The organism is Psychrobacter sp. DAB_AL32B (genome assembly GCF_002224105.1).
GTDB lineage: Bacteria > Pseudomonadota > Gammaproteobacteria > Pseudomonadales > Moraxellaceae > Psychrobacter.
Genome location: NZ_NEXU01000018.1, coordinates 27,563 through 40,596, shown reverse-complemented (window position 1 = coordinate 40,596; position 13,034 = coordinate 27,563). Strand labels below are relative to the sequence as shown.

General features: G+C 41.0%; 11 protein-coding genes. 9 read left to right on the top strand and 2 right to left on the bottom strand.

All coding sequences use genetic code 11. The annotated features are described in order from the left end of the window. The first annotated feature begins 109 nt into the window (after nt 1-109). The 7 genes from CAN34_RS02595 (at nt 110) to yfaE (ending at nt 4,743) form a co-directional block, all read left to right on the top strand. Complete coding sequence (locus tag CAN34_RS02595; RefSeq protein ID WP_089554315.1) at nt 110-760, top strand: SLATT domain-containing protein; 651 nt, start codon at nt 110-112, stop codon at nt 758-760. Continuing rightward, nucleotides 757-2,097 carry a nucleotidyltransferase gene (locus tag CAN34_RS02590; RefSeq protein WP_089554314.1) on the top strand — a complete coding sequence of 447 codons (1,341 nt, stop codon included), beginning with the start codon at nt 757-759 and terminating at the stop codon, nt 2,095-2,097. Before CAN34_RS02595 ends, CAN34_RS02590 begins: the two co-directional genes overlap by 4 nt. 136 nt (nt 2,098-2,233) lie before the next feature. Then, nucleotides 2,234-2,485, top strand: a complete 252-nt coding sequence (locus tag CAN34_RS02585; protein ID WP_089554313.1) for a type II toxin-antitoxin system Phd/YefM family antitoxin — start codon at nt 2,234-2,236, stop codon at nt 2,483-2,485. After that, the gene (locus tag CAN34_RS02580) at nt 2,475-2,762 is read left to right on the top strand and encodes a type II toxin-antitoxin system RelE/ParE family toxin (protein ID WP_089554312.1); all 288 of its coding nucleotides are present in this window, start codon (nt 2,475-2,477) and stop codon (nt 2,760-2,762) included. Before CAN34_RS02585 ends, CAN34_RS02580 begins: the two co-directional genes overlap by 11 nt. Nucleotides 2,763-2,802: 40 nt before the next feature. After that, a complete protein-coding gene (locus tag CAN34_RS02575) occupies nt 2,803-3,159 on the top strand; it encodes a hypothetical protein (RefSeq protein WP_089554334.1) in 357 nt (118 codons plus the stop codon). A gap of 107 nt (nt 3,160-3,266) precedes the next feature. After that, on the top strand, nt 3,267-4,400 hold the full coding sequence (gene nrdB, locus CAN34_RS02570) for a class Ia ribonucleoside-diphosphate reductase subunit beta (protein WP_089554311.1): 1,134 nt from the start codon (nt 3,267-3,269) through the stop codon (nt 4,398-4,400). Nucleotides 4,401-4,476: 76 nt separating this feature from the next. Next, on the top strand, nt 4,477-4,743 hold the full coding sequence (gene yfaE, locus CAN34_RS02565; protein WP_089554310.1) for a class I ribonucleotide reductase maintenance protein YfaE: 267 nt from the start codon (nt 4,477-4,479) through the stop codon (nt 4,741-4,743). Between the two features lie 248 nt (nt 4,744-4,991). Here yfaE and CAN34_RS02560 read toward each other — a convergent pair whose 3' ends face one another. After that, nucleotides 4,992-6,320, bottom strand: coding sequence for a S1C family serine protease (locus tag CAN34_RS02560; protein ID WP_089554309.1), 1,329 nt, complete (start codon nt 6,318-6,320; stop codon nt 4,992-4,994). A 289-nt stretch (nt 6,321-6,609) separates the two neighbouring features. Between CAN34_RS02560 and CAN34_RS02555 the strand changes: the two genes are divergently transcribed. Together CAN34_RS02555 and CAN34_RS02550 are read left to right on the top strand one after the other, a co-directional pair. Then, nucleotides 6,610-7,443 carry a Nif3-like dinuclear metal center hexameric protein gene (locus tag CAN34_RS02555; protein ID WP_089554308.1) on the top strand — a complete coding sequence of 278 codons (834 nt, stop codon included), beginning with the start codon at nt 6,610-6,612 and terminating at the stop codon, nt 7,441-7,443. Nucleotides 7,444-8,395: 952 nt separating this feature from the next. Next, nucleotides 8,396-9,604: a transglycosylase SLT domain-containing protein gene (locus tag CAN34_RS02550; protein WP_089554307.1), complete on the top strand. Its 1,209-nt coding sequence runs from the start codon at nt 8,396-8,398 to the stop codon at nt 9,602-9,604. 137 nt (nt 9,605-9,741) lie between these two features. Here the strand turns inward: CAN34_RS02550 and CAN34_RS02545 are convergent, their stop codons facing one another. Then, entirely contained in the window at nt 9,742-12,819 is a 3,078-nt protein-coding gene (locus CAN34_RS02545) for a LysM peptidoglycan-binding domain-containing protein (RefSeq protein WP_089554306.1), read from the bottom strand. Nucleotides 12,820-13,034 lie beyond the last annotated feature (215 nt).

Below are 13,034 nucleotides of genomic sequence, written 5' to 3'. Positions count from 1 at the left end.
TTTAATTATAGAATAGAGGCGTAGGTAATTCAGCAATCAAACCTACGTCTACCTATATAAAGAGGGAAATATAATATGGAAGTTAATCCTATAGAAATGAGTAATATCAATGACAAAAGAACAGTTACTACATGAAATAGCGAATATTGGATATTCGACTAGTTATGGTCGTGATAAATCATATTCCACTGCGGATATCTCAGAGAAAACATCTTCTCGTATTGGTATAATCCTTGCCATTGCCGCTATATCTTCCGCTTTCTACCCCTTTGTAAATAGTATAGCAGTCATAGCATTTACGTTAGCAAGTATCGCATATGTTCCGCTCTACTTAAGACAATACCAAGATAAAAAGTATATACAATCCGCTCAAAATCTTGAACAGTTAGAGCTTAAGCTTAAAGACTTATATTATAAAGTTAAATCAAGTGAAGACGATGATATATCTAATTTTATTAATGAGTTACGTACTTTAGATTTAGAACAAAAAAATCAAGCTATTTCTACCCAAGTATTTGGTAGTGATTGGTATGCCCACTTGAAAATATTTTGGACAAAAAAGGTGAATTCACAATGGTTTGTCAATGAACTTGGTTTAAAACTCTTTTTCGATAAATTGCCTTTTTCCTTTTTCCTATGCTGCATTATTTTTATATTAATCATTTTCCTTTCTATTACTGCCTATTTCATAGCTAACTTGGTAGTTGCAAATGGCCAAGCTACATCAATTTTGGCCTTATTAAAAGGAATATGTGCATGACTACGGCATCATTATTTAATCAGTTTATAAAGAATATTCACATAAGCAATAGCGATGAAATTTCCGCGAACTATAAAAAAGTTACTAAAGCATTAAATGATTACTATTATGAATCAGATAACGACTCTAATAATTGTTATCAAATAGGTTCATATGGTCGCCGAACAGGAATACACGGAATAAGCGACTTAGATATGGCTTTTGAGTTACCTAAAAGTACATATGATAAGTTTAATAGTTATTCTAGCTCTAAGCAAAGCTCACTCCTACAAGATGTAAAAAAAGCTCTTCAAGAGGTTTATGAAGATGATAGAGTGAAAGCTGACGGACAAATTGTAGAGGTTAATTTAGATGGTTTCCGTATAGAGGTTCTACCGACTTTTTACCTTGATAAAGACGATGATGGCAATTTAGATACGGATATATATATCTATCCTGATACAAATGAAGGTGGTAGATGGAGGGAAACTAAACCTAAGAAAGAAATAAGAGCAACTAGAGAGTTAAATGATGAATGCACTGATAATACATATCGCCACTTATCTAGAATGATAAGAGCATGGAAAAATAATGTTGGGATTAATTTTTCTGGATTATGGATAGACACATTAGCTTACAATTTTTTTAACTCTTATTCAGAACATAAAAATAGTAGTTATAAAGATTATGGCGATTTAACCAAGGATTTCTTTAAATATTTGTATGATCAATATGAGACTTCTCCAGATAAGAAAATTTGGCGCGCTCCTGGTAGTAATCAAGTAGTTCATGGATCTTGGCAAGGTCATAGGAAAATTAAAAAAGCCTATCAATTATGTTTGGAAGCGCTTGAAGATGAAGTGATAGCGAATGAAAACTGGTCAAAAGTTTTCGGAATTAACTTCCCTATAGAAGAAAATGAAACTATTTCAGAAAGTTTGTTAGCTATACGTAAAGCACCTGACGAACAATTCATTGAATATGAATATAGTGGAAAAGTAGACATAAGAAATAGTGTTTCTATCGATTATTCTATAAGCCGAGAATCTAAAACTTGGAAGATGCTTAAAGAATCCCTACCTTCAATGACTGTTCCAATGAGTCGAGATTTAGAGTTTCATATTCAATCGATAGATGTTGAACCACCTTACGAAGTTAAATGGAAAGTTCGTAACGTTGGTTCTTTGGCAAAAGAAAAAAAGCAGCAAAGAGGTAAATTGCAACCCAGTTCATCTGGTAAGCACAAAACGTCTAAACTTGTTGAATCCAGTAATTTTAATGGCGAACATTGGGTAGAATGTTACATTATCAAAAACAACATATGTGTAGCTAGAGATAGAATCTCTGTACCAATTTAGCTTTAGTGTACGCCCAGATTGTGTTTAAAGGTGCGCGAGGCACACCCTACAAAAAATATAGATTAACAATTAAGACCTAATTTTCGTGCTAAAATTAGCCCTATATTTAGAGCGTAGTTTTAACGGAGAATGAATCGTGCAACCAATATTTGCGACACAGACAGCCAGTATCTCAGAGTTAAAGACCAACCCTTCGGCACTAATTAAACAGTCAGATGGTGAGTCTATTGCTATTTTAAACCACAATAAACCTGTGGCTTACTTGGTTTCAACAGACATGTATGAGCGCATGATGGAAGCGATGGACGATATGGCATTAAGCCAAACGGTTAGCGCACGAATGAATGACGGGCAAGTACCTATAAAGGTAAGTTTGGATGACTTATAATCTTGAGTTTCATCCTTTAGCGTTGAAAGAATGGAAAAAGTTAGCGCCCAGTATTCAGCAGCAGTTTAAGAAAAAGTTACAGCAGCGCTTATTAAACCCGCGTGTTCCTGCTTCAAAACTCTCAGGACATACGGATGCCTATAAAATCAAACTACGCACCATAGGCTATCGTCTGGTGTATACCGTCAAAGATGACGTCGTCGTGGTTTATGTGCTAGCAGTAGGCAAAAGAGAAAATAACAAAATATATGACAGTCTGACGACACGCCAACCATAATTGAAACACAGACAGAATAAAAATGACGGAGGTCATAGACGTGCAATATACCGCAATCATCAAAGACGGTGGTTTGTTTATCCCTAACGTATTTTCAGACCTAAACGATGGTCAATCCTACATCGTCCAAGTCACAGTCGACATCGAAGACGCTCGGCAGCAGTTAAGCGTGCACGAAGCACCAAAGAAAGAAGTACTTAAGCAAGCAGCAAAAGAGCCAAAAAAATCAGTAAAGAAGCCAACGAAAAAAGAACCGTTAGACGTTGATTTGGAGACACTGCGCAAGAGTGCCGTCGATGAGCTAGAAGGCTTAGATGATGTCGAGCTTAGCGAGATATTTAAAGCTTATATGAATGATGGACAAGTGCCAATACAAATATCTTTAGAGAACTTATAATAGAGAGCCTATAACGTATTTTTGCTGATGTTTTTAAAGCCGTATTTTTAAAAACAGCATATCAAACTTTTAGATTAATAAACTGTATCACTTATAAAGGTAGAACGATGACTTACTCAATTTTTTGCCAAACACCAAACAATGCTTTAAAAGAGCCGATGTTCTTCGGTCAGCCAGTCAACGTGGCGCGTTATGACCAGCAAAAGCACCCTATCTTTGAGCAGCTGATTGAAAAACAGCTATCGTTCTTTTGGCGTCCAGAAGAAGTCGATGTCTCACGCGACCGCATTGACTACGGCAATCTATCGTCACATGAGCAGCATATTTTTATTAGTAACCTGAAATATCAGACGCTACTCGATTCTATCCAAGGTCGTAGCCCAAACGTTGTGTTATTGCCATTGGTGTCTATTCCTGAGCTTGAAACATGGATTGAGACGTGGACGTTTTCTGAGACCATTCACTCACGCAGCTACACCCATATCATTCGTAATATCGTCAATGATCCCGGTATTGTGTTTGATGACATCATGCAAAACGAGCACATTTTAGAGCGTGCGTCTGATATCGCTAAGTACTACGATGACTTGTACTATGATTCACAGCTTTACAATATGCACGGTGCTGGCACGCATACCATTAATGGCAAAGAAGTGACCGTTAGTTTAAAATCACTGAAAAAGCAGCTTTATTTGTGCTTGATGGCGGTCAACGTGCTAGAAGCTATACGCTTTTATGTGTCGTTTGCTTGCTCGTTTGCCTTTGCTGAACGCAAGCTGATGGAAGGTAATGCCAAGATTATTAAGCTAATCGCTCGTGATGAGGCGCTACATTTAACCGGTACGCAGCATATTCTTAACCTGATGCGTAACGGTCGTGACGATCCCGAGATGGTAGAGATTGCCAGTGAGTGCTATGAGCAAAGTATCGAGATCTTCCGTAAGGCCGCCGAGCAAGAAAAAGAATGGGCAGGTTATTTATTCAAAGATGGCTCAATGATTGGTCTCAATAAAGACATCCTTTGCCAATATATCGAATATATCACCAACTTACGTATGGAAGCGGTTGGCTTACCAGTCGCCTTCCCAAATTCTAAATCAAACCCTATTCCGTGGATTAATACGTGGTTGTCTTCTGATAACGTGCAAGTTGCACCACAAGAAACTGAAATCAGCTCGTACTTGGTCGGTCAAATTGACTCAGACTTATCAGACAGCGACTTTGATGACTTTGAACTTTAGAGCTTTAGAGAATGATTTTTGAGAGAACGGCGTTTAGACAGTACAAAACGATAGGGAAATGGACAGGGTAAAAACTATGACTTGGGTAATGACGAGTAAGAAGCAATTTTACTTGCATGATGATGAAAGTCTGCTTGATGGATTGCTGCGCACCGGACATGATGTCAATTATCAATGTAAGGAAGGCTATTGTGGCAGTTGCCGGATAAAGCGTATCGCCAGCTCACATGTCATTGATTATCCGTTTGAACCATTAGCCATGATTGAAGAAGATGAAATCCTGCCCTGCTGTTGTAGAGTACAAGGGGTGATTTATATTAGTCATGACTCTATTGAAAAGTAGTCTTTAAGCCAATTAAAAATTAATAAAAAAAGCGCGCTGTCTTAAAGATAGCGCGCTTTTTTATATAGTCGATTTAATTTAAGAAGAATACAGTGCTGCTGGGATAAATTTTTCGAAGCCTCTGCAGTGCGAAGCGCACAGCAAGCGAGGAAAATTTATCCCAGCATAAATCTATTTTTAACGTACCTCTTTTATATTTAACTGACTATATCAGTATTAAATATCAGATAGTAGGCAGTAGACTTGCTCTATAAAGGCGCACCATCCCTTTCAAATAACTCTAAAAGCTCTTCACGCATACGGTCACGCTCTGCTTCTGACATCATCGGGACATCCTGTTCTGGACCTTGTAAGCTTGGCTGCTGATTACCACCAAGCATCTCATCTTGGATGACAACGGGAACTGTTGTAGGTTCCTCTACTGGACGCTCCTCTAACAATATCTTCACTTGCGCATTTTTACCTTGACGTAAGATTTGAGCAAAGAGCGTGGTATTGGGTGCTTTGCGAGCGACATACTGAATTAAAGTATTGGCATCAGTCATCTCAACGCCATCAATCGTAAGAATAATATCACCAACGCGCAGACCACTCTTAGCCGCTGGACTCTTAGGAACAACGTTGAGAACTTCTACACCCGTGGAAGTTTCAAGCTGCGTAGGATCTCGCAGTTGTGACTGTATCTCGATACCGAGCCAACCACGACTGACCTTACCATCTTTAATAAGTGCATTCATCACTTGCTCAACGATAGCAGTAGGAATGGCAAAGCCAATACCCATAGAACCGCCAGAGCGTGAATAAATAGCCGTATTGATACCAACCAGCTCACCGTGAGCATCAACCAGCGCTCCACCTGAGTTACCGGGATTGATAGCCGCATCGGTTTGAATAAAGTCTTCAAACTTATTCACACCGAGCCCTGTACGTCCAGTCGCTGAAATAATACCTTGAGTGACCGTTTGACCCACACCGAACGGATTACCAATCGCTAAGGCCACATCCCCAACACGAATAGGTTCTTTACGGAATCCCAATGGCGTTAGTCCTTTCATATCCACTTTAATCACCGCCAAATCACTGTCTGGATCCGTACCAATCAGTTGAGCACGGCTCTTGCGACCATCATTAAAAGCAACGGTAATCTCATCTGCCTTTTCAAGTACATGCGCATTGGTCACGATATAACCGTCTTCTGAGACGATTACGCCAGAGCCCAAGTTGGTATTGCCCTGTTCTTCTGACGGTCCACCATGGAACTCAAAAAACCGGCGCAAAACCGGATCATTCATATAAGGATGTTCTGCCATCGTTTGGGTGGTATAGATGTTGACGACTGATTGCGATGCACGAGCAACGCCATTATGATAAGAAGAGATAGCTGTTGCTGTATCTCCCACAGGTGCAGAGGCTTGTTGCTCAGCAGGTGTGGTCCTCGGCGGTTCCCACTCTGCCTCTGATGCCATCTTCATACTCGCAAACAACCAGACAAATGCTGCAATCATTATTAGCAACAAAATCCAAGGTAACCACTTTGACAGACCAGCCTTGTTGTTGGCATTCCGAGATGACGACATATAAAAACCTCTATAAATTTTTGTAAAAACAGTTAATGATAAACAAAGTCAAACAGCTCTTACCAATCATGTGCTATTAGCAAGATAAGATGCGTTAAACGCTATCAATCATACAGGCTCAGGTATGCGAATTATAACTGGCAAAACAGCCGAATAGTAACGCATCGTGTACCGTTTCAGTTATTGAGCTTATCTACTCTTTTATCACATCATGTTAAAATGGCTATTATGAAAAATTATCTATGTTTTATAAATACTTGAGCTACTGAAACCGTTATAAGGGAATGCCATGAGCGCGCACGATATCTTAACCAAATCATCAAATACAACGATTACCGCACAATCCTTAAGCAAATTTTGTGACGATTACTTATCAGCGGATGCTTTTAAAGATTATGCACCCAATGGCTTACAAGTAGATGGCGGGCAACCTATTCAGCGCATCATCACTGGTGTGACTGCATGTGAAGCATTGATTGATGCCGCTATTGCCGATAATGCCAATGCCATTATGGTACATCACGGTTATTTTTGGAAAGGCGAATCTGCGCCCCTCACTGGCATGAAAGGTCAACGTATCCGTAAACTGATGCAACATGGCATCTCTTTGATTGGCTATCACTTACCGCTCGATGCCCACCCTGTCATTGGCAACAACGCTAAACTGGCTGAGTCATTAGACATGACCATCATCGGGGCACTTTATCCTGCTGAAACACACCCCGTTGGCAATATTGCCATTTGCACACCGCAGAATGCTCAAAGTCTTATCGCTCAGATTACGCAAGCATTGGGGCGTATGCCATTACATATTTCTGCGGATTATAAAATCTCGACGAACACTAAGGACGATGGAGAAAATAATAGACTGATTGAACGGGTAGGCATCTGTACGGGCGGCGCACAAGATATGATTGAGCAAGCAGCATTGATGGGCTGTGATGCATTTATTTCTGGTGAAATATCAGAACGTACCACCCATATTGCTCGTGAGCTTGGGATTGACTATTTTGCCTGTGGACATCATGCGACAGAATGCGGTGGCATTGAAGCATTAGGCAATATCATTGCTCAGCAGTTTGGACTGCCTGTGACTTTTGTGGATATTGATAACCCTGCTTAATCACACAGATATTTATTTTATGCTGACTTGAATGTATCAGCGCTCATTTACAGAACACCCAAAATGGAGCTGTTTTTAACCGTCTGTAGCTTGATTGTTAAGTTTTATCGCTATTCTATTAACTCCACTTGAATAATATAATAAATATCCGCATATTAGCACCTGAAGAAAGAACGTCTTGTCATGAGACTTCCCATTTATTATAGCTTCCGGTTATGGCGCTGAAATAATAGTGACTATCTAAAAACTCATTATTCTGTTGAATTGATGAGATTTTAGATGGCTGCCACTGCGAATACTATGTCTGCACAATATATTTTTAGCAGTACGGTATTCCTTTTTTTAGTGTTGCAATACGTTAAAGCACCACTGATTTGATAGTGTGTTTCTAATAACTATTAAATACGGTGATTTGCTTAGCCTTATTGCTGGACAAGCGATATTGGGCGCTATTTACTCTACTACAAATTATTTAAAGAGTAGATAGTGCTTAATATCAGCGTAGCACAGGTTGATAACATTAGCACACCAACCACTTAACTACGTTTTTGTCTTAATGACTTATTCATGACCTTATCTATGTTTACTATAGTCGTTTAATACTTGGTCAACTCTATCAGCGATGAAGGAATCATCTGATTTATATCCTTCATGGTATTGTGCGTTCTGGTTTTTGAGAACTATTTTTTAAAATGAAAGTTTTAAGAGAAATGTCTCAAAACTAGATTGATAGCACGTTAATAGATGACTGAGAGATAATATTACCGCTACCTTTATAAGATTTATGTTAGCGGCGCTATATTTAAACAAGGTGATATGGCACTTATGCGTTTAATAAGTGCCTTAGCATCTAAAGTACACATACATTTATACTCAATAGATCAGCATAGAGTGACTATAAATGTATGTGCATTTTTACGATAAGCAGGATGGCTAAAATTAGGAGACATCCATGCAGCGTATTACTTATCGTGTGAAAGTATCTGCGCGAGGGGCCAAACGCCGTATCTCATATATACTGCGTCCATCTAAACGCTTACTGAGCACCAAAAGTAACATCGTTCCATTTGTTACACCTATTAAAGTAACTCGTTTTACCAAAACCAAAAAATTGGCGCAAATATCTAGTATTGCCCTTCTCTCTCTCCCTGCTGAGAGTTTGACGACGATACATACGCAAGTACCAGCCTATGATCATGTCATGCTGGAGAATACCTTGACCATTGCTGCTGTTCCAGGTGACAGCACGTATTTTGCGACTGACGGCTTCCAACATGGCTTTGGTTACGACTTAGTGCGTAACTATGCTGATCAGCTCGGGGTAAAAGTTACCCTCAAAGCTTATGCTGATGAAGAAGCGGCGCTCAGAGCATTACAATCAGGCGATGCCGATATGGCACTGACCACTGCCAGTACACAATTAAAAAGCCAGCTTAATTTATCCTCTGTCAATGTCAGCTGTGGTTATGACGCCAGTTTGACCAAAAATGGCTTACACCCTAAAGTGAGCTGGACCTTCAATTCAGCCAACGACCCATTATCACAAAAAGCCAGTTACTTTTTATGTGATAGCATCAAGCTCGAAAATACGCAGAAGCTAGCTGCTTTTTATAATCAAGACTTGCTAAAAGATGCCTATAGTCAAGACCACTTTAAAAAGACCCTGACAGAAAAGCTGCCAGATTATCAGTCTTCATTTGAAGAACAAGCACGTACCTACAATCATGATTGGGAATTGCTGGTTGCGATGGGCTATCAAGAATCACATTTAGATGCCAATGCCGTCTCGCCAACAGGCGTACGCGGTATCATGATGTTGACCAATAATACGGCTAAAGCAATGGGCGTCTCAGACCGCGTTGACCCTTACCAAAGTATCGGTGGCGGCGCTCGTTACTTGGAGCAGATGAAGACTGATTTTGCTGATGTACCAAAAACAGACCGGCTTTGGTTTGCGCTAGCCGCGTATAACATGGGTCCAAATGCCGTCAAAGGCATCCAGCGTAAGTTGAGTGCTAATGGTATCAATGATAAAAGTTGGGCAAATATATATGCCTATTTATCTGAAAACAAAGCTTCGAACAGCCGCTATGGTCAAGCGATGCATTATGTGACTAACATCAGAAGTTATCTTGAGACGATTAAGACCACCACTGTCTAATGACCGCTTTCATTTGAACATTTTTACTTAAAAGCAGTTAACTAAAAATTTCTAAATATATAGATAGCCAAATAAAAAGATGCTCTTTGACAAGAGCAGCTTTTTTAATGCATAACGTTTATAAAAATATAGCTAGCTTAGCGATTAGGTACCGTGAGGCGTTGACCGCGTTGCAGCATCGTATCCACTGCAATGTTATTCATATCAGCAAGCTCTTTGGTTGACACGCCATATTTACGTGCCAGTCCAATCAAGCTATCTCCTGACCCAACGGTATAGCTGACCGTTACTTTCGGTACTTTAATCGTCTGCCCACGCTGTAATTGTGCACCAGTTGCCATGTTATTGGTGGCAGCTAAATCCTCTACTGAAACACCAAAACGACGGGCTAGCACAATGAGTCCATCACCAGACTGAACTTTGTAACTCTCTGTGTTGCCAAGCTTTTTGCCGCTACTGCTATTGGCAGTCGACGTATTGGTACTACTTTTTGTCTCTGCATTAGCAGCACTGTTACTCTTGCTGTTGGTACTGGTAGCAGCACTGCTGTTACTAGAACTACTGACGCTACCTTTAGCAGGAATGGTAATCGTACGACCAAGTATCAAATTAGAATTGGTTTTTAAATTATTCGCTGTTGCCAAATCACTCAAACCAATATTGTAGCGTTGGGCGACAGCCGTTAAGGTATCACCTGATTTAACCTTGTAGCTGACCGCTTCATCATTGAGCTGACGATCCACCAACTCTTTAGATACTGGCACTTTAATCGTTTGTCCACGTTGTAAGCGAGCCTTTGCATCAAAGTTACTGTTTACGGCAGCAATTTCTTCGGCGCTAACGCCAATGCTATTAGCAATGCCAATTAAAGTATCCCCTGATTTGACTTTATAATTGGTCGTTGGCACTGAGCTTGAACCACTGGCTTTACTGCTATTGCTAGTATTATTCGTTGTACTACTAGGCGTACTACTCACAGATGTAAAGTCAACACTGGCAGGCACTTTCAATGTTTGACCGACATACAATGAATCCGTCGTACCAATGTTATTTAAGCTGGCCAACGTCTCGGTTGATACATTAAATTGGCGGGCGAGCGCAATCAAACCATCGCCTGCTTTTACTTTATAGTTTTTGGTCGCAGTCGATGTCTTACTTGGTTTAGTCGATGGTGCAGCCGGTGTGCTGACTGGTGCGGTTACTTTACCAGGGACAAGCCATAATTTTTGACCGCGTAGCAAGTCAGCTCTACTGCTCAAGTTATTATAGGTTGCAAGCTGGGTCACTGATAAATCAAAGCGATTGGCAGTGCCTATTAAGGTATCACCACCTTGTACCACATAGCTTTCAGGCTGGCTTGCTATGGTGCTTTTAGCCGTGCTTAACGGCTCGATAGTTTTGGCATTATATAAATATAAGGTACTGCCAGACAGCAGCTTGGCACTGGCATCCATCTGGTTCCATTCAGCAATATCGCGCCAGCTTACACCAGAGCGACTGGCAATATTAGCTAAAGTATCACCACGTTTGACCGTATAAGTGGTACGTGTGCCTTGAGGTTTTGGTTTACTGACTGAGGTTTTTGGAAAGCTCAGTTTCTTCTCTTTTCCCGTGGCTTCTAAGACAGACTGTTGCGTCTGTACTGCCGATAGATTGATATTACCATCCGCGTTAATGACATTGGTTTCAGGCGTATTAATCCGAATTTGACTGGCAATAAAATCACGCTCTGCCTTACTTAACGGCGGCTCTTGAGTGATGGTATTGTTCTGGGTAATTTGCGCCGATGTGGTCGGTAAGCTGTTACTGCTTTTTAGCTCAGCATTAATTTTATTCGTTTCTGCTGATGTTAGCGGTGGCTCAGTCCGAACTGATGCATTGCCGCTATAAACAGAGCTACTCGTCGGTGATGCAGTTGGTGAGATATAACTTGTGGTCTGCTGCGGTACACTGGCGCTGGCAGCATAATCAGCAAGGGCACTACCGGTAGAGGGTAATGAGGTGCTGCCAGTATAGGGCTTATTGTTATAGCTTGGCGTCGTAGTTCCTGAATAGCTTGGCGTTGTGTTGCTGCTAGCGTTACTAGAAGCAATGACATTACTACTGCCATTCCCTCTTAAGGCGCTGAGCTTAGCGTCAGTAGAGAGACTGATATCATTAGGAATAATAATACGCTGCGGACCTGATGAATCGATACGTGCTGAGGTCAGCGCCGTATTTAGTCTTTCTAATTCGTCGTAGCTAACACCGGTCACTTGTGATACTTCAGCTAAGCTCACGCCATAATTAACTGGCACACTACGGAAATGTTGGCGGTTAGCGATAGCCGGTAGGTAGACACCATATTGCTCAGGTTTGGCGACGATTTCGGCAACTGCCAAAAAGCGCGGCACATAGTTCATGGTTTCAGTGGGCAATCTTAGTGACCAGTAGTCGGTTGGTAAGCCTTGAGCTCTATTGGCGTCAATGGCCTTTTGCACACGACCGGGCCCCGCATTATAAGCGGCCAATGCCAATTCCCAACTACCAAACTGATTGTGCAATGCCGTCAAAAAGTCATAAGCGGCACGCGTTGATTCGATCACATCACGGCGACCATCGTAAGTACTACTTTGATTTAGACCATAAATACGTCCAGTACTGGGAATAAACTGCCATAAGCCTGCCGCTGCTGCACTACTTGTACCACTTGGATCGTAGGAACTTTCAATAACAGGTAGCAAAGCCAGCTCAGTTGGGATATTACGGCGTTCAGCTTCTCGTACGGTGTGATAAATATAGCGACTGGCACGCGCCGTTAAACGGTTTAGATAGTCTTGTCTACTGGTAAACCAGCCTTTTTGTGCTTCAATACGCTGATTATAAACCGGTTGCCCACCGTTCATGCGATAGCCCGCACGGAGGCGATTCCACAAGTCACCATATTGTTGAATCGCAAGTTTATTGCCTTCAACCATCGTCATGTCGGTGGCTTCTAATAAATCAGCCAGCTCATCTAAGCTTTCGGCATCTAAGAACGCCGTTGAATAGTCAGCGTTAGTCGTTGGCTTAGCAGCTTGATTGGTAGGACGCTTCGTAATCACAGCTGAGCTGCCGGTCGCACCTGTATTTTTCACCGCTGTTGTATTACTACAAGCACTGATAAGTAAAGTCGACACCGCAAGCGTCAGTGGTAAAGCAATGAATGAGCGATAGTTTGATGACACAGTAGACATGATAGTGGAAGTTTCCTAACAACAAGAAGTGATAAAATAAAGTTGATTGACAGTATAGTACGCAATATCAAACAAAGACCAGCCCAATATAAAAGATAATGCACAAAATCCAATCTGCCGTATCTTTTGGTGACGAAAGATCTTTGTTGTTAACCTACTTTATTCAGTAATGATGTTTAAGCAATGATACTTAAGCAACGCGGTTCATGGTGGCC